This is a genomic window from Bradyrhizobium paxllaeri, from assembly GCF_001693515.2.
Lineage (GTDB): Bacteria > Pseudomonadota > Alphaproteobacteria > Rhizobiales > Xanthobacteraceae > Bradyrhizobium > Bradyrhizobium paxllaeri.
In genome coordinates, this window is the sequence record NZ_CP042968.1 from 320,904 (window position 1) to 337,937 (window position 17,034).

At 64.1% G+C, this 17,034-nt stretch carries 14 protein-coding genes; 13 read left to right on the forward strand and 1 reads right to left on the reverse strand.

Features of this window, described 5'->3' with window-relative positions:
• Positions 1-42: 42 nt before the first annotated feature.
• A complete protein-coding gene (mutS, locus tag LMTR21_RS01505; RefSeq protein WP_065750476.1) occupies positions 43-2,775 on the reverse strand; it encodes a DNA mismatch repair protein MutS in 2,733 nt (910 codons plus the stop codon).
• 239 nt (positions 2,776-3,014) lie between these two features.
• Between mutS and pcaF the strand changes: the two genes are divergently transcribed.
• The 13 genes from pcaF to LMTR21_RS01570 all read left to right on the forward strand — a co-directional run bounded on the left by pcaF (position 3,015) and on the right by LMTR21_RS01570 (position 17,028).
• Entirely contained in the window at positions 3,015-4,223 is a 1,209-nt protein-coding gene (gene pcaF, locus LMTR21_RS01510; RefSeq protein ID WP_065750477.1) for a 3-oxoadipyl-CoA thiolase, read from the forward strand.
• Positions 4,224-4,357: 134 nt separating this feature from the next.
• Positions 4,358-5,059, forward strand: coding sequence for a protocatechuate 3,4-dioxygenase subunit beta (pcaH, locus tag LMTR21_RS01515; RefSeq protein WP_065750478.1), 702 nt, complete (start codon positions 4,358-4,360; stop codon positions 5,057-5,059).
• Positions 5,060-5,665, forward strand: a complete 606-nt coding sequence (gene pcaG, locus LMTR21_RS01520; protein ID WP_430642520.1) for a protocatechuate 3,4-dioxygenase subunit alpha — start codon at positions 5,060-5,062, stop codon at positions 5,663-5,665. It begins immediately after the preceding gene.
• Positions 5,666-5,713: 48 nt separating this feature from the next.
• The gene (locus tag LMTR21_RS01525) at positions 5,714-6,652 is read left to right on the forward strand and encodes a LysR family transcriptional regulator (RefSeq protein ID WP_065750479.1); all 939 of its coding nucleotides are present in this window, start codon (positions 5,714-5,716) and stop codon (positions 6,650-6,652) included.
• Between the two features lie 128 nt (positions 6,653-6,780).
• Positions 6,781-7,671: a shikimate dehydrogenase gene (locus LMTR21_RS01530; RefSeq protein WP_065750480.1), complete on the forward strand. Its 891-nt coding sequence runs from the start codon at positions 6,781-6,783 to the stop codon at positions 7,669-7,671.
• Between the two features lie 52 nt (positions 7,672-7,723).
• Positions 7,724-8,860, forward strand: coding sequence for an ABC transporter substrate-binding protein (locus LMTR21_RS01535; RefSeq protein ID WP_065750562.1), 1,137 nt, complete (start codon positions 7,724-7,726; stop codon positions 8,858-8,860).
• A 92-nt stretch (positions 8,861-8,952) separates the two neighbouring features.
• Positions 8,953-9,828: a branched-chain amino acid ABC transporter permease gene (locus LMTR21_RS01540; RefSeq protein WP_065750481.1), complete on the forward strand. Its 876-nt coding sequence runs from the start codon at positions 8,953-8,955 to the stop codon at positions 9,826-9,828.
• Positions 9,825-10,823: a branched-chain amino acid ABC transporter permease gene (locus tag LMTR21_RS01545; protein WP_065750482.1), complete on the forward strand. Its 999-nt coding sequence runs from the start codon at positions 9,825-9,827 to the stop codon at positions 10,821-10,823. The genes LMTR21_RS01540 and LMTR21_RS01545 overlap by 4 nt, the downstream gene beginning before the upstream one ends.
• Positions 10,820-11,563, forward strand: coding sequence for an ABC transporter ATP-binding protein (locus LMTR21_RS01550; RefSeq protein ID WP_065750483.1), 744 nt, complete (start codon positions 10,820-10,822; stop codon positions 11,561-11,563). The genes LMTR21_RS01545 and LMTR21_RS01550 overlap by 4 nt, the downstream gene beginning before the upstream one ends.
• Positions 11,564-11,576: 13 nt before the next feature.
• Positions 11,577-12,314, forward strand: a complete 738-nt coding sequence (locus LMTR21_RS01555) for an ABC transporter ATP-binding protein (protein WP_065750484.1) — start codon at positions 11,577-11,579, stop codon at positions 12,312-12,314.
• Positions 12,311-14,182, forward strand: coding sequence for a bifunctional sugar phosphate isomerase/epimerase/4-hydroxyphenylpyruvate dioxygenase family protein (locus LMTR21_RS01560; RefSeq protein ID WP_065750485.1), 1,872 nt, complete (start codon positions 12,311-12,313; stop codon positions 14,180-14,182). Before LMTR21_RS01555 ends, LMTR21_RS01560 begins: the two co-directional genes overlap by 4 nt.
• Positions 14,183-14,226: 44 nt before the next feature.
• Complete coding sequence (locus LMTR21_RS01565) at positions 14,227-16,056, forward strand: tannase/feruloyl esterase family alpha/beta hydrolase (protein ID WP_065750486.1); 1,830 nt, start codon at positions 14,227-14,229, stop codon at positions 16,054-16,056.
• A gap of 51 nt (positions 16,057-16,107) precedes the next feature.
• Positions 16,108-17,028 (forward strand): DMT family transporter, encoded by a 921-nt coding sequence (locus LMTR21_RS01570; RefSeq protein WP_065750487.1) that lies wholly within the window; start codon positions 16,108-16,110, stop codon positions 17,026-17,028.
• The last annotated feature ends 6 nt before the right edge of the window (positions 17,029-17,034 follow it).

A 17,034-nucleotide genomic window follows, 5' to 3' on the forward strand; every position in this document is an offset into this window, starting at 1 on the left:
CGGGTCTGGTGCTTGCGCACCATCCCGGAATGACGGGTGTGGTTACTTCGGCAATTTCGCCTTCAGCGCATAGAGCGCCTCCAGCGCCTCGCGCGGCGACATCTCGTCGGGATGCAGCGCCTTCACGGCCTCCATCAACAGTTCGGCCTCGCTCGGCGGTGCCGCTTCCACCGCTGCGCGGGAGGGGACGGCAAACAGCGGCAAATCGTCAGCGAGCGCCCGCGCCGTCTGTCCGCGGTCCTGCGCCTCGAGTTTTGCCAATACCGATTTGGCACGCGCAATCACCGCCGGAGGCAGGCCTGCAAGCTTCGCGACCTGGATACCGTAGGAACGGTCGGCCGAACCCGGCAGCACTTCGTGCAGGAATACGACGTCACCCTGCCACTCCTTCACCCGCACAGTAGCGTTGAACATCCGCGGCAGTTTTGCCGAAAGCGCGGTCAGCTCGTGATAGTGCGTCGCGAACAGCGCGCGACAGCGGTTGGCCTCGTGCAGGTGCTCGATCGCGGCCCATGCGATCGACAGGCCGTCGAAGGTCGCAGTGCCACGGCCGATTTCGTCGAGGATGACGAGAGATCGTTCGCTGGCCTGATTCAAAATCACGGCGGTCTCGACCATTTCGACCATGAAGGTGGAGCGCCCGCGCGCGAGATCGTCCGCGGCGCCGACGCGTGAGAACAGTCGATCGACGACGCCGATCCGGGCGCGCGACGCCGGCACGTAGGAGCCGATCTGCGCCATCAGCGCGATCAGCGCATTCTGGCGCAGGAAGGTCGACTTACCCGCCATGTTCGGACCGGTGATCAACCAGATCTGGCCGGATTTCTGCGCGGGTCCCGGTGAGAGGTCGCAGGCATTGGCAATGAACGGCTGTCCGTCGCGCTTCAGCGCCTGTTCGACGACGGGGTGCCGGCCGCCCTCGACCGCGAAGCCCAGCGAGCCATCGACCTCGGGCCGCACATAATTGTCATCGACCGCAAGCTTCGCCAGCGAAGTTGCGACATCGAGCATCGCAAACGCATGCGCCGCGGCGCGTAGGTCGTCACTGATCGCCAACGCCATGGCACAGAGGCGCTCGAAGATTTCGAGCTCCAGATTGAGCGCGCGGTCGCCGGCATTGGCGATTTTGGCTTCGATCTCGCCGAGTTCGGAGGTGGTGAAGCGGACCTGCCCCGCCAGCGTCTGGCGATGGATGAAGGTCGCGTTCAAGGGCGGCGCCATCAGCTTGTCGCCGTGCTGGGCGGTGACCTCGACGAAATAGCCGAGCACGTTGTTGTGGCGGATCTTCAGCGCCTTGATGCCGGTGTCCTCGGCGTAGCGCGCCTGCATCGCGGCGACGACGAGGCGGGAAGCGTCGCGCAGGTTCCGGCTCTCGTCGAGCGCAGGCTCATAGTTCTCGCGTATGAAGCCGCCGTCGCGCTTGATCAATGGCAGTTGTTCAGCGAGCGCGCGCTCGAACTCGCGCGCGAGGTCGCGCGAGGGCCGGCGCAAGGCTTCCATCACGGCCATGATCTCAGATGGCGGCGCTTCGAGTTGCGCGAGCCGCGCCAGCGCCTGATCCGCCGCGAGGATGCCGTCGCGCAGTCCTGCAAGGTCGCGCGGGCCGCCGCGTCCGACCGACAGTCGCGCCAACGCGCGCGACATGTCCGGTGCGGCGCGCAGCGTGGTCCTAACATCGTCCCGGGCGGCACTGTCGGTCACAAAGGCCGCAATCGCATCCAGCCGCCGCGCGATTCCCGCGCTGTCGGTGAGCGGCGCGGCGAGGCGTTGCGCCAACAGGCGCGAACCGGCGGCGGTGACGGTGCAATCGATCGCATCGAGCAGCGATCCGCGCCGCTCGCCGGCCAGCGTGCGCGTCAGTTCGAGATTGGCGCGGGTAGCAGGGTCGATCGCCATCGTGGTGCCGGCAGCCTCGCGCGAGGGCGGCGACAGCGGCGGGCGTTTGCCGACTTGCGTGCGATCGATATAGGTGACGGCGGCTGCAGCGGCGGTCGCTTCCAGCCGCGACATCGCGGAGAGACCATCCATCGTCGCGACAGCGAAATAATCGCAGAGGCGTCGCTCGGCGGTGGCGCCGTCGAAGACGTCGCGGGTCAGCGGCGTCACCGAGGGCAGTTCGCGCAGCAGCGGCCCGAGATCGGCATCGCCATAGAGCGCGTCGGTGACGATGGCCTCGTTCGGATTGATCCGCGCCAGTGTCGCCGCCAATTCCGCGGTCGAGCATTCCGTCACCATGAACTCGGATGTGGAAATATCGATCCAGGCAAGCCCGATGCGGTCGCCGCCGGCGGAGGCGCGGGCGCGCGCAATCGCCAGCAGGTAGTTGTTGGTGCGGGCATCGAGCAGCGTGTCTTCGGTCAGCGTGCCCGGCGTCACCAGCCGCACCACGCCGCGCGCTACGACGCTCTTGTTGCCGCGGGCGCGTGCCGCCGCGGGATTTTCCGTCTGCTCGCACACAGCAACACGATGGCCGGCATTGATCAGGCGATGCAGATAGTCCTCGGAGCGCTCCACCGGCACACCGCACATCGGGATATCCATGCCCTGATGCTTGCCGCGCTTGGTCAGCACGATGCCGAGCGTTTTGGAGGCGATCTCGGCGTCCTCGAAGAACAGCTCGTAGAAATCGCCCATCCGGTAGAACAGCAAGAGCCCGGGATGGCCGGCCTTGATCTCGAGGTACTGTTCCATCATCGGCGTGACGCGCGATGTTGCGTCGGTAGCCGGTGCGGCTTCGGGGGGCGCGGGGGCGGGGATGGATTGCTGGATCGTCATGCGGGCGGCAAGCTACAAAATTTCGCCGCCCGGTCCTATTCCCTTACCCTCGTTGTCAGAGTTTTCCACGTCCGGCGCTGTTCAACTGATAGTCCCCCTTGAGAACGCATGACGGCCCCGCCGCGAAAGCGCCGCAGCGTGAGCATGCCTCAATTGACCTGCCGCGGGCACGCTCCTAAAACTCGCCGACAGTTCCGTAGGGCTCAACGCCTAAAGCACGGCATTCAGGGAGAGATTCTATGCGTGATGTATTCATTTGTGATGCCGTCCGGACCCCGATCGGCCGTTTCGGCGGCTCGCTCGCCAAGGTGCGCGCCGACGATCTGGCCGCCACCCCAATCAAGGCGCTGATGGCGAAGCATCCGAATCTCGACTGGTCGCAGGTCGATGAGGTGTTTTTCGGCTGCGCGAACCAGGCCGGCGAGGACAACCGTAACGTTGCAAGAATGGCGCTGTTGCTCGCGGGCATGCCGGAATCGGTTCCCGGCCAGACCCTCAATCGCCTCTGTGCGTCCGGCCTCGATGCGGTCGGTGCGGCGGGGCGTGCAATTCGCGCCGGCGAAATCGATTTCGCGATTGCCGGCGGTGTCGAATCCATGACTCGCGCCCCGTTCGTGATGGGCAAGGCGCCGGAAGCATTCGCGCGCTCGGCCGACATTTACGACACCACCATCGGCTGGCGCTTCATCAACCCGCTGATGAAGGCGCAGTATGGCGTCGATGCGATGCCGGAGACCGGTGAGAACGTTGCCGAGGAATTCCAGGTCTCGCGCGCCGATCAGGACGCGATGGCGATCCGCTCGCAGCAGCGCGCGGGGGCTGCGATCGCCGCGGGCTATTTCGCCGAGGAGATCACGCCGGTCCAGGTGCCCGGCGGCAAGGCCGGTCCCATCACCGTCGACAAGGATGAGCATCCGCGCCCCGAGACCACGCTCGAAGGATTGGCAAAGCTGAAGCCGATCGTGCGCAATCCCGGCACCGTGACCGCGGGCAATGCCTCCGGCGTCAATGACGGCGCGGCCGCGATGATCCTCGCCTCGGAAGCTGCGGTGAAGAAGCACGGGCTGACGCCGCGGGCGCGTATTCTCGGTCTCGCCTCGGCCGCGGTGCCGCCGCGCATCATGGGCATCGGCCCGGTGCCGGCGACGAAGAAGCTGATGGAGCGGCTCGGCATCAAGATCTCCGACTTCGATTTGATCGAGCTCAATGAAGCCTTCGCCTCGCAGGGCATAGCCTGTCTGCGGCAACTGGGCGTCAAGGACGATGCCGACTTCGTTAACCCGCATGGCGGCGCGATCGCGCTCGGCCACCCGCTCGGCATGAGCGGCGCGCGGCTGGCGCTGACGGCAGTGCACGGCATGGAGAAGCGGGGCGGGAAGCTTGCCTTGGCAACCATGTGCGTCGGCGTCGGCCAGGGTGTGGCGGTTGCGATCGAAAAGGTCAATTAAGACAAGGATTTGGGAAGGCGAAAAATCGCCCTTTCCCAAATTAGTTATGTCATATAATGATCTGGCGGGTGGCTGAGCGACAAAATCGCAAAACGATTTTGCGCTGATAGCGCGGTGCGAGGGAGGAGTTCGTCATGACATTGGTCTATCCAGTGCAATCACTCGCGGCGCATCCGCCGCGGCTGTCTCCCGCCTACAAGAGCACGGTCAAGCGCTCGCCCTCGAAGCCGTTGATTCCGATGCGGCACACGCTGTCGGAATTGACCGGGCCGGTCTACGGCCACGAGACCGTGCGTGCGAACGATCACGACCTCACTGTTCAAGGCAAGGGCGAGCCGCTCGGCGAGCGCATCATCGTGCACGGCCATGTGCTCGATGAAGACGGCCGCGGCGTGCCGAACACGCTGGTCGAACTCTGGCAGGCCAATGCCTGCGGCCGCTATGTGCATGTCGTCGATCAGCACCCTGCGCCGCTCGATCCGAATTTCACCGGCGCCGGCCGCACGCAGTCCGACGCGGAGGGTTATTATCGCTTCATCACCATCAAGCCTGGCGCCTACCCCTGGGGCAATCACCACAACGCCTGGCGTCCGGCCCACATCCACTTCTCGGTGTTCGGCCATTCCTTCGTCTCGCGGCTCGTCACGCAGATGTATTTCCCGGGCGATCCGCTGTTCCCGTTCGATCCGATTTTCAATTCGGTCACCGATGAAAAGGCGCGCAACCGGATGATCTCCGCCTTCGATCTTGACAATACCAAGCCGGATTGGGCGCTGTGCTACCGCTTCAACATTGTGCTGCGCGGGCGCAACGCCACGCCGATGGAGAACAAGTAAGTGGCACAGATCAAGCCAGACGGGGTCACCCCGTCGCAGACCGTCGGTCCGTATTTCGCCTACGGCCTGACCTCGAACGGCAAGTACGACTGGAACGACGCCTTCAGCAACAACCTCGTCACGGCGGATACGTCGGGCGAGCGCATCCGCGTTGAGGGAACGGTGTTCGACGGCGACGGCGCGCCGATCGTCGATTGCATGCTGGAGATCTGGCAGGCGGACGCGCAAGGTAGATTCTCCGATCCGCAAGACAAGCGTGCGCTGCCGAATTCCAGCTTCAAGGGTTTTGGCCGCATCGGCACCGACGCCAAGGGCGCTTACGCCTTCGACACCATCAAGCCGGGCTCCGTGCCCGATCCCGACGGCAAGCCGCAGGCGCCGCATGTCGTGCTTGCGGTCTTTGCGCGCGGCATGCTGCTGCATCTCTATTCCCGGATCTATTTCGACGGCGAGGCCGCCAACGCCGCCGATCCGGTGCTGGCGCTGGTGCCGGCCGACCGCCGCGCGACGCTGATCGCGACGCGGCAGCCCAGCAACGGCAATGCAGTTTATCGCTTCGACATCCATCTGCAGGGCGACAAAGAGACGGTATTCTTCGACGTATAGCCGCAATCACATCGCGGACGACGCTGAGCGACAGGCAAGACTTCGCACATGATGACGCTTCGCCAGGTCGAGGTGATCCGCGCCGTGATGGTGACCGGCACGATCGGCGGCGCGGCAAGGCTTCTCAACGTGTCGGCGCCCGGCATCAGCCGTCTCGTGAAATACACCGAGAAATCGCTGGGCGTGCGCTTCTTCCAGCGCCAGAACGGGCGCTATTTCCCGACGCCCGAGGCCCGCAACATCTTCGAGCAGATCAACGGCGTTTACGAAAAGATGGATGATCTCACCGAGATCATCTCCAAGATCGGGCGGGGCGACCTGTCCGAACTGCGCATCGGCTCGGTGCCGAGCATCTCGCAGGTGATGGTGCCGCGCGCGATCGAGCGGGTGCGGCGCCGCTATCCGGAACTGCGGATCGACATCAACATCCTCAAGATCGAGGAGGCCGTCGACTATCTGTTGCTGGGCCGCGGCGATTGCGTCGCCATGAGCTACCGGCTTGAGCATCCCGGGCTCGATTTCCTGCCGCTGGCATCGGGCGAGTTGTTCTGCATCGTGCCGGCGGGGCATGAGCTGGCCGGCTGCAAGCAGGTCTCGGCCAGGGAGATCATCCGCTATCCCCTGATCGGCATCGATCCCAACGATCCCTATGGGCGGATCATGGCGGAGATCTTTGCGCGCAACAAACTCGACTACGACATCACCATTCGCGCGCGCTTCGGCACCACCGTGTGCGCGCTGGTCAAGGCCGGCCTCGGCATTGCCGTGATCGACCAGTTCACCGTCGCCCATGGCGGCTATCCCGGCGTCGAACTGTTGAAGATCGTCGAGCCGACCCGGTTCGATACCTACATCGCGGTGAAACGCGGCGCGCCGCTGTCGCTGCACATCGAGCATTTCATCGAATGCCTGCGCTCGGAGATGCGGGCGGTGGGGCCGGGCAAGACGGCGCCGCGAAAGGTTGATACCAAGCTCCGCAAGAAATAACATGATGTTATCTATCCGGCATAAATGGGTAATTGTGTTAGGTTGGCAAAACGCTATCGTTTGGCCGGATCGGGGCGTATCCCGAACCGTCCCTAGCCACTAACGCGCATTTGCGCCCCATAAGATCAATGAGCCCTGCCGCCCGCCCCATTGCCCCGGCCGACCGCCGCTTTCTCACCGGCCTGATCGGCGCGCCGATCGCGCATTCGGCGTCGCCGGCGATGCACGAGCGGGCCGCCGAAGCGCTCGGCGTCCATTGCCACTACCAACTGATCGAAGTCGCCGGTGCCAGCCGCGAAGAATTGAAACTGCTGCTCGACGGCGTGCGCCTGCTCGGATTCGCCGGCGTCAACGTGACCTTCCCCTACAAGGAAGCCGTGATTTCCCTGCTCGATGAATTGTCGCCGGGCGCGGGTGCCGTCGGTGCCGTCAACACCGTTGTGGTCCGGGATGGCCGACTGATCGGATACAACACGGATACAACGGGATTTGCGCGGGCGATCACCGAACTTGTCCGCGATCCCGCGCAGAGCCGCGTCGCTGTGATCGGCGCGGGCGGTGTCGGCAAGGCAATTGCCTTCGCGCTGGCCGAGATTGGCGTGAGTGAAATCCGGATCTTCGATACCGACGCCACAAAGGCGACGCAACTTGCCGACCAGATCGCGAAGCATGATAGCGCGAAGGTTGCCGGCAGCGTCGAGGAGGCCATGCGCGGCGTCACCGGTGTGGTCAACGGCTCGCCGGTCGGCATGCTGCCGAACCGCGGCACGCCGGTGCCGGATGCATTACTGCACGGGGATCTCTGGGTGGCGGACGCGGTCTATACGCCGCTCTGGACACCGCTATTGAATGCCGCCAAGGCCAAGGGCGCCGAGGTCATGACCGGGCGGGAGCTCGCGATCTATCAGGCCGCGGACGCCTTCGAACTGTTCACGGGATTGAAGCCGTCGGCCGTCGAGATGGGAAATGCATTCGACGCCGTGATGGCCAAACGCTACGCTAAAGTGAACGCAGCTTGACAACGCGGCCGGTCACAAGGTCGCGCATTGGATCAAAGAAGAGGGGATGGAAATGAGATCTGGATTTTTCGCAGGACTCCTGCTGGCCACTGTGTCGACCACGGCCGCATTCGCGCAAGGCGCACCGATCAAGCTCGCCGATGTCGCCGAACTGTCCGGCGGCGGCGCCACCGTCGGCAACAACTGGAAAAACGGCATCGACCTCGCGATCGAGGAGATCAACGCCAAGGGCGGGGTCCTCGGTCGCAAGCTGGAAGTCACGCATGCGGATTCGCAGTCGAATCCCGGCGTCGCGCGCGCACAGGTACAGAAGGCGCTCGACAATGAGCCCTATGTCCTGCTCGGCCCCGGCTATTCGGGCTCCGTCAAGGTCACCTCACCGCTGGCGGCTGAAGCCGGCATCACGCAGATCATGGGCGGTGAAGCCGCAGAGCTGACGCAAGGCGGCAACAAGTTCCTGTTCCGCACCTCGTTCGGCCAGCAGTCCTCGATGCCGAAGGTCGCCAAATACATCAATGACGAGCTGAAAGCGAAATCGGTCGCGGTCGTCTGGGTCAACAACGACTTCGGCAAGGGCGGCCGCGACGTCATCACCAAGGAATTCGCCAAGTACAACATCAAGGTTGCGGCGGACTTGTCTACCGAAGCAGGACAAGCCGACTTCGCGGCCGACGTCAGCAAGATCAAGGCCGCCGCACCCGATGCCGTCTTCATCTACCTCAACGAGGAAGAGAGCGCGCGGATACTGAAGGAGCTGAAGCGCCAGGCGGTCACCGTGCCGCTGATGGGCGAGACGACGCTGGTCGGCCAGAAGGTCGTCGAACTCGCCGGGGATGCCGCCAACGGCGCGCGCGGCCATGTCGGCCTCACCACCGATGCGCCGGTCGATCTGGTCAAGGCCTTCCGGGAAAAGTTCGTCAAGAAGTACAATTACGTCCCCGACCACAACGGGCTGAAGGGCTATCTCGCGATCTACATGATCAAGGCGACGACCGACAAAATGGGCAAGGTCGACGCCAAAAAGTTCGCTGACACGCTTCACGGCCTCACCATCAAGGCCGCGAGCGAACCCGGCATCCTGATGGATGTGACCTTTGACGAGAAGGGCGACATCGACCGCCAGGGATTTCTGGTCGAAATCGTCGAGGGCAAGCAGGTCGTCAAGCAGGTGCTGCCGAAGCTGAATTGAGTCGGATGGGCGCGTGCGTTTGAGCGCGCGCCCCGTGATCAGCATAACGAAATCATTGGCGCCGTCCGTGCGTGACGGGTGAGGGGAGAAGCATGTCCAATCTGCTCGATCTTCTCGTGGCAGGCCTGGCGACCGGGGCGATCTATGCCCTTGTCGCGGTCGGGTTCACGCTGTTGTGGCAGACGTCGCAGACCATCAATTTCGCGCAAGGCGAATTCGTGATGCTGCCGGCGTTCCTGATGCTGGCGGTGATGCACGCCGGCGCGCCGTTCTGGCTCGCCATCATCGCAGGCATCGTGCTGTCGCTGCTGCTGCTCGGGCTGGGCTTCAAGCTGCTGCTGGTCGATCCGATGCTGCGGCATGGCGTGCTGCCGCTGGCGATCGCGACCATGGCGCTGGCGATCGGCATGAAGGAAGCGGTGAAGCAGTTTTTCAGCGCCGAGGCCTCGCCATTTCCCTCTATCGTGCCGGCCGGTGACGTCTCGATCCTCGGCCGCGTGGTGTCGTTGCAGAGCCTCGGCGTGCTCGCGCTCGCGATCGCCGTGGTGATCGGCCTGACGATGCTGCTGAACCGCACCTCGATCGGTCACCAGATGCAGGCGACCGCGCAGAACCCGACGGTTGCCCGCATCATCGGTGTGCCCGTCGAGCGTATGATCCTGCTGACGTTCCTGATCAACGCCTTTCTGGTGGCGCTGGCCTCGCTGCTGATCACGCCGATCTATCTCGCGAAATTCTCCTCCGGCGAGGTTCTGGGGCAGGCGGCATTCATCGCGGCGATCGTCGGCGGGTTCAACCAGGTGCGCGGCGCCATCGCCGGCGGGCTGTTGATCGGCGTCGTGGACAATCTGGCCGCGGCCTATGTGTCGACGCAGTATCGCGCCGCGGTGCCGATGGTTCTTCTGATCGTCATCATCCTGTTCCGGCCGCAGGGCCTGCTCGGCCGGCCCGAGGAGCGCACGGTATGACCATCAACGGAAAATATTGGCGCATCGCTCTCGGCATCGCCGTCATCGTGGCCCTGATCATCGTGCCGATGAATTTTAACCGCTATGGCCTCTATATCCTGAGCCAGTGGGCGGTGATGACGATCGCTGCGATGGGGCTCAACCTGACGCTCGGATATGCCGGCCAGGTGTCGCTGGCGCAGGGCGCATTCGTCGGCATCGGCGCCTATGCGGCGGCGATCATGACAACGCAGGGTCTGCCGCTGATTGCAGCGCTCGGCGTCGCCATCGTGCTGTGCTTTGCGATCGGCTGGATCCTCGGCTATCCCGCGCTGCGCGTGCAGCATCACTATCTGGCCTTCGTGACGCTGGCGTTCTCGACGCTCGCGTTCCTGGTGTTCCGCAACGAGGACTGGCTCACCAAGGGCATCTACGGCATCTCAGGCATTCCGCGGCCCAATGTCCTCGGCTTCGCCACCAACCGGCCGCTGCCGTTTTACTATTTCTGTCTCGGATCGCTCGCCGTCGTCTCGCTCGCAATGTGGTGGCTGATCCGCTCGCCCTGGGGCCGCGCCTTCGTGGCGCTGCGCGAAAACCCGGTGCGGGCGCTGTCGCTCGGCATCGACACAAGGCGCTACACGCTGATGGCCTTTGCGATCGGCTCGGCCCTTGGCGGTGTCGCAGGCACGCTCTATGCACCGCTGACGCAATATATCGATCCCGTCCCGTTCAATCTCTCGCTCTCGCTCGACCTCCTGATGATGGTGATCGTCGGCGGCTCCGGATTCTTCTTCGGTCCGTTCCTCGGCGCCATGATCGCCGTGTTGCTGCCGGAATGGCTGCGCTTCACCCAAGGCTACTACCTGATGCTGTACGCGGTCGCCGTGATGTTGCTGCTGATCTATTCGCCGACCGGCATCCTCGGCATCCTCGATCGCTATCTGGCCGAGCGCCGCACCAAGGCGGCATCGGCGCTGCGCGCGGTTGCCAAATCGAGACTGGAGACGGCGCCATGACCGCAGTCCTCGAAGTCAGCAATGTCAAGAAGAGCTTTGGCGGCATCAAGGCCGTCGATGGCATCAGCTTCGACGTGCAGGAGGGCGAGATCCTCGGCCTGATCGGCCCGAACGGCTGCGGCAAGTCCACGCTGTTCAACTGCATCCTCGGCCAGCTCACGCCGACCGATGGCGAGGTGAAGGTCGACGGCAAGGTCGTTACGGGATTACGACCGTCCGAACTGAATCGCCTCGGCGTCAGCCGCACCTTCCAGCTCCTGCAGGTATTCCCGAAGCTGTCGGTGCGGGAAAATTTGATCCTCGCCGGCCAGGAGCACCAGGGCAACATGATGTCGCGGCTGTTCGGTCCATCGGATGCCGGATTATCAGCGGCGGCCGACCAGATGATCGGCTTCTTCAAGCTCGATCATCTCGCCACTGAGGCCGCAGGCGGCCTGTCCTACGGCCAGCAAAAACTGCTCGACGCCGCGATGGCGTTCATGGGCGGGCCGCGGCTGGTGCTGCTCGATGAGCCCGCCGGGGGCGTCAACCTCACCATGCTTGGCGATCTCAAGGAACGGCTGGCGGCGATCAATCGCGAGAAGCGCGCCACTTTTGTCGTGATCGAGCACAACATGGAATTCGTGATGTCGCTGTGCACGCGCGTGATGGTGATGGCGGAAGGCAAGCTGTTGGCGATGGGTACGCCGGCCGAGGTGCGCGCCAATCCCGCCGTCATCGAAGCCTATCTCGGCCACTAAAGGGATCGATCCCATGAGCGATGCCATCCTCGATGTTCAAGGCCTCATCGGCGGCTACGGCAAGATGACGATCCTCAACGGCACCAGTTTTTCGGTGCCGGCAGGCTCCATCACCACCGTGATCGGGCCGAACGGCGCGGGAAAATCCACCGTGTTCAAGGCGATCTTCGGCCTGTTGAAGCTGCGCGAAGGCAAGGTCGTATTCAAGGGGCGTGACGTCACCGGGCTCAGCCAGCGCGAACTGCTCAATGCAGGCGTCTGCTACGTGCCGCAGGGCCGCAACATCTTCCCCGAGCTGTCCGTGCGCGACAACATCCAGCTCGGCGCCGTTGTCGCGCGCGACATCGCCGATCTGCCCGCCAGGATCGAGGCCGCGCTCGACAAGTTCCCGGTGCTGCGCAAGAAGGCGACGCAGCAGGCGTCCACGCTGTCGGGCGGCGAGCAGAAGCAGCTCGAAATCGTCCGCGGCCTGCTGCTCAATCCGCAACTGGTGCTGATCGACGAACCGTCGATCGGGCTATCGCCGCTGATGGTGCAGCAGACGTTCAACATCCTGAAGGAATTGCGCGACCGCGGCGTATCGATCCTGATGATCGAGCAGAACGCGCGCTCGGCGCTGGAGATTTCCGATTACGGCATCGTGCTCGAACTCGGCCAGACCCGGCTCGTCGACAAGGCCGACCGCGTGCTGAACGATCCCCGCATCGGCCAATTGTTCCTCGGCGGCGCCATGACGGAGACGGCCGCATGAACAAACGCTCGATCGCTACCGTTTCGCTCAGCGGCGCGCTCGACGAAAAGCTGCGCGCGATCGCCGAGGCCGGGTTCAAAGCCGTCGAGATCTTCGAGAACGATCTGCTCTCGTTCAACGGCAGCCCGCGCGACGTCGGCCAGATGTGCCGGGATCTCGGGCTGTCGATCTGTGCCTTCCAGCCGTTCCGCGACTTCGAGGGCATGCCGGAGCCGCAGCGCGGGCGGAATTTTGCGCGCGCCGAGCGCAAGTTCGACCTGACGCTGGAATTACAGACCGATTTGATGCTGATCTGCAGCAACATCTCGCCGGCCTCGCTCGGCGGCATCGATCGCGCGGCTGCTGATTTCCGCGAGCTGGGCGAGCGGGCCGCCGCGCGGGGCCTGCGCGTCGGCTATGAGGCACTCGCCTGGGGCCGTCACGTCAACGACTACCGCGACGCCTGGGAGATCGTGCGGCGCGCCGACCACCAATCGATCGGCGTCATCCTCGACAGTTTTCATGCGCTGGCGCCGTCGTTTCCGACGCTGCCGATCCAATCGATTCCCGCCGACAAGATCTTTCTGGTGCAGCTGGCTGACGCGCCGAAACTCGGCCTCGATGTGCTGTCCTGGAGCCGGCACTTCCGCTGCTTCCCCGGTCAGGGCGATTTGCCGGTCGCACGTTTCGTGCAGGACGTATTGGCCACGGGTTATGCCGGCCCGCTGTCGCTGGAAATATTCAACGATCAGTTCCGCGCCGGCTCCGCAGTCCGCACCGCAACCGACGGGCTGCGCTCGCTGATCCTGATCGAGGACGACGTCCGCGCGGCGGCTCCGAGTGCTTCGGCAGCGCCGCTGTCGCCGAAAGCGCGCACGCGTGGCGTCGGCTTCATCGAATTCGCCGTGAGCGAGGAAAAAGCCAAAAGCCTCGCCGCGCTGTTCGGCCAGCTCGGTTTCCGCAAGACCGGTGCGCATCGCAGCAAGGACGTCGAGCGCTGGTCGCAGGGCCATATCGACCTCGTCATCAACTGCGAGCCGGACGGCTTTGCGCATTCGCACTTTGTCGCGCATGGCCCTGGCGTCTGCGCCGTCGCCGTCGACGTTGATGATGCCGGCAGGACCATGGCGCGGGCGGAAGCGTTGCAGGCGCGGACCTTCTACCAGCCGGTCGGGCCGGGCGAACTGGAAATTCCTGCGATCCGCGGCGTCGGCGGCAGCCTGCTGTATTTCCTCGAACAGGCCGGCAAGAACTGGGACCTCGATTTCGAATCGCTGCGCAGCGATGCCTCCGGCGACCGGCTCGATGCTGTCGATCATATCTCGCAATCCATGCCCTATGACGAGATGCTGTCGTGGCTGCTGTTCTATACCGGCATTCTCGATCTGGAACGGCTGCCGCAGATGGAGATCGCGGACCCGGTCGGGCTGGTGCAGAGCCAGGCGTTGATCAACGGCAATCAGGGCCTGCGCATGGTGCTCAACGGCTCCTCAGCCACCCGCACGCTGTCGGCCCGTTTCATCCACGAATTCTTCGGCTCGGGTGTGCAGCATGTCGCGTTCTCCTGCGGCGACATCTTCGCGGCGATCGCCGACATGCGCGCGCGGGGCGCGGATTTCCTCAAGATTCCCGACAATTATTACGACGACATCGAAGCCAAGTACGGCCTCGATGCCGACATGATGGCCGCGCTTCGCCACAATCAGATTCTCTACGACCGCGAAGGCGAGGGCGAGTTCTTCCAGGTCTATACCCACGCGTTCGACGAGCGGTTTTTCTTCGAGATCGTCGAGCGCCGCAACTATCACGGTTTCGGCGCCGCCAACGCCGCGATCAGGCTCGCGGCCCAGACCCGCGAATCGCGGCCGCTGACCATGCCGAAGGCGTAACTATCAGGAATGGAAAACGAGAAGACGTAAGGGGGAGCGAGACGATGTCGATCATGAAACGGAAGGCCATTGGCGCAACATTGCTGTTTGCTGCCTGCGGTTATCTCTCGCCGGCTTGGGCCGATACGCTTTCCTGCGATGACGGGATCAAGACGGCGTTCCGCCCTGACGCCGACACCAAGGTCGTCGCGGTTCGGCTGGTGAAGAAGGGCGAGGAGCTGAAAGCGCCTGACGCACCGCAGCCGGTGACGGCGGCGGCCGATCTGTGCCTCGTGAAGCTGTTGGTCGGTTGCGGCGCCACGGCGGAAAAGGGCAAGAAGGCGCGCTCGTACTCCGAAGGTATCGGCATCGAGGTCTGGCTGCCGACGCATGCCAACTGGAACGAGCGCATCCGCAATTATGGCGGGGGCGGATGGGTCGGCGGCGGTCATCGCTATCAGGACAAGATCGGCAGCAAGGTGCCGGCGATCGTCAACGCCAATATCGGATACGCCTCGGGCACGACCGACGCGGGCCAGCCCTGGTATCAGGATGGCTCGTTCGCGTTCCTGTCGGACGGCAAGGTCAATGTGGAATCGCTGCGCGATTTCTCGGTGCGCGCCATGGTGGAACAGGCCGTCAAGACCAAGGCGCTGGTCAACCTCTATTACGGCAAGGCGCCGAAATATACCTACTACGACGGCCATTCGCAGGGCGGCCGGCAAGGCCTGAAGCTCGTGCAGGAATACCCTGAACTGTATGACGGCTACATGATCGCGCAGCCGGCGCTGAGCATCGCGAAATTCGGAACGGCGGGTCTCTATCCGCAGATCGTGATGAAGACCGAGCTCGGCTTTACCTCGGCGGACAAGCCGAAGGCCACGGCCTTCGCCGCCAAAATCGCCGCCGCCAACAAGCGCGCGGTCGCCGCCTGCGACAAGGCGGGCCTCGGCTTCCTGCTCGATCCCTTTGCCTGCGACTACAATCCTGCGCGCGATGCCGACATCCTGTGCGCGGGCGAGGCCGGCGAGGGCGTCACCAGCAAAAATGCCGATGCCGCGGCCTGCATGAACCTCAAGGAGGCGCATGCGCTGAACCGGATCTGGTACGGCGCGACCAGCGATGGAAGTTTCGATGCCGCGCAGAGCGCCGAGGCGCGGTCCGGCAAGTCGCTCGGCAAGAATCAGCTCTGGTGGACGTTCACCAGGAGCACGGCCATCGGCAACCTGATCACCAGCGCCTCCTCCTACGGCGTCGCTCTGGCGCTGCAGGATGTCAGCTACGCGACGGATGCCAGTACGTCGTCAGGCGAACCGATCGCGAATGCCTCGACCAATGTGCGCAACAAATGGCTGGAGTTGGATTACGCCGGGCTCGCCGACGCCGTGAACAAGGGCGTCGCGCTGCAGCCGACGCTGTTCAGCGACCTCATCACCGACAAGGCGGACCTTGGCAAGTTGCGCGATCTCGGCCGCAAGGTGATCGTCTACACGGGCCTGGTCGACGACGCGATCCCGCCCGCCGGCAACATCAATTATCACGAGCGCGTGGTGGCGGCGATGGGCGGCGATGCCGAGGTACAGAAGTTCATGCGAATGTATCTCGTGCCGGGTTCGGCGCACTCTTCGCAAGGCCGGGCCTATACCGTCGGCGGCAAGAACGACAGCGTGCCGTTGCCAAAGCTTCCGGGTAACGCCAACCAGACCCCGACACGCGAGCAGGATCAGTTCTTCACGACGCTGACCGATTGGGTCGAGAAGGGCACGGCGCCCGGCGAAATCCTGCTGACCTCGCGTGACAACAGCCTCAGCTATCCCGTCTGCGTCTATCCGCTGCGGACGACATGGAATGGCAACGGAGATGCAAAGCAGGCTTCGAGCTATAGCTGCCGGTGAGCCGGCGCGTTAAGATCGTGGCATCTACAGGGCGTCAGCACCGGATTGCACATGATCGAACCCAAGGAAGCCGCCGGCAAGACGCATGAAGTGTTGGGCCTGCTCGGCTTCCTCTTGGTTGCGACCGCTCAGGTCTCCAACATGATCCTGGCGCGCGGCGTCGCCGGGAGCGTGCCGCCGTTCTCGATCGCGTTCTTTCGCTGGAGCATCGTCGCGCTCGGCCTTCTGCCGGTCATTGTGATGGCGTTGCGGGAAAAGCCCGGCGTGTTGCAGGGGCAGACGCTGGGCATCGTGGCGGCCGGTTTCCTCGGCATGTTTATCTGCGGCGGCCCGGTCTATCTCGCCGGCGTCACGACTTCGGCGATCAACCTCGCGCTGATCATGGCGCTCGCGCCGCTTGCGGTGCTGCTGTACTCGTTCATATCGGGCCAGGAACCCATCCACCGAAGCCAGATCATCGGCATGCTGCTGTCGCTGGCCGGCGCGGGCCTGATCATTACCAAGGGGAATGCCGCCATCGGTGCCGGCGTGGTGACCGGCGATCTGTTGGCGCTGATGGCCATGCTGGGCTGGGCGGGCTACACCCTGCTGCAGAACCGGGTCGGCAGCGGCGTAAGTTTTCTGGCGCGGATCGGCCTGTTCGCGGCAGCGGGCGCGATGTTCTCGCTGCCCTTTGCCATCCATGAAATGTGGTCTACGCCTGCTGCCGCGTTCAGCGGCCGCGCGGCGCTGGTCTATCTCTTTGCAGGGCTCGTTCCCGGGCTGTTTGCCTATGCGGCCTATGCCTATCTCGGCGCGAAGTTCGGCGCGGTGTCGACGTCGCTCAGCCTCTATCTCGGCCCGATCGTCAGCGCGGTGCTGTCGATCCTGTTCCTCGGGGAGGCGCCGACCATGGTCCATCTGATCGGCGGCGTGTTGTCGCTTGGCGGCATGTGGTTGAGCCTGCAGGCCAAGCAGGGCGCGGCGAAATAGATCCGG

What these genes read in the sequence shown, in the direction of transcription:
- mutS (WP_065750476.1), bottom strand. Translation starts at nt 2,775, where the DNA reads ATGACGATCCAGCAATCCATCCCCGCCCCCGCGCCCCCCGAAGCCGCA.
- pcaF (WP_065750477.1), top strand. Translation starts at nt 3,015, where the DNA reads ATGCGTGATGTATTCATTTGTGATGCCGTCCGGACCCCGATCGGCCGT.
- pcaH (WP_065750478.1), top strand. Translation starts at nt 4,358, where the DNA reads ATGACATTGGTCTATCCAGTGCAATCACTCGCGGCGCATCCGCCGCGG.
- LMTR21_RS01525 (WP_065750479.1), top strand. Translation starts at nt 5,714, where the DNA reads ATGATGACGCTTCGCCAGGTCGAGGTGATCCGCGCCGTGATGGTGACC.
- LMTR21_RS01530 (WP_065750480.1), top strand. Translation starts at nt 6,781, where the DNA reads ATGAGCCCTGCCGCCCGCCCCATTGCCCCGGCCGACCGCCGCTTTCTC.
- LMTR21_RS01535 (WP_065750562.1), top strand. Translation starts at nt 7,724, where the DNA reads ATGAGATCTGGATTTTTCGCAGGACTCCTGCTGGCCACTGTGTCGACC.
- LMTR21_RS01540 (WP_065750481.1), top strand. Translation starts at nt 8,953, where the DNA reads ATGTCCAATCTGCTCGATCTTCTCGTGGCAGGCCTGGCGACCGGGGCG.
- LMTR21_RS01545 (WP_065750482.1), top strand. Translation starts at nt 9,825, where the DNA reads ATGACCATCAACGGAAAATATTGGCGCATCGCTCTCGGCATCGCCGTC.
- LMTR21_RS01550 (WP_065750483.1), top strand. Translation starts at nt 10,820, where the DNA reads ATGACCGCAGTCCTCGAAGTCAGCAATGTCAAGAAGAGCTTTGGCGGC.
- LMTR21_RS01555 (WP_065750484.1), top strand. Translation starts at nt 11,577, where the DNA reads ATGAGCGATGCCATCCTCGATGTTCAAGGCCTCATCGGCGGCTACGGC.
- LMTR21_RS01560 (WP_065750485.1), top strand. Translation starts at nt 12,311, where the DNA reads ATGAACAAACGCTCGATCGCTACCGTTTCGCTCAGCGGCGCGCTCGAC.
- LMTR21_RS01565 (WP_065750486.1), top strand. Translation starts at nt 14,227, where the DNA reads ATGTCGATCATGAAACGGAAGGCCATTGGCGCAACATTGCTGTTTGCT.
- LMTR21_RS01570 (WP_065750487.1), top strand. Translation starts at nt 16,108, where the DNA reads ATGATCGAACCCAAGGAAGCCGCCGGCAAGACGCATGAAGTGTTGGGC.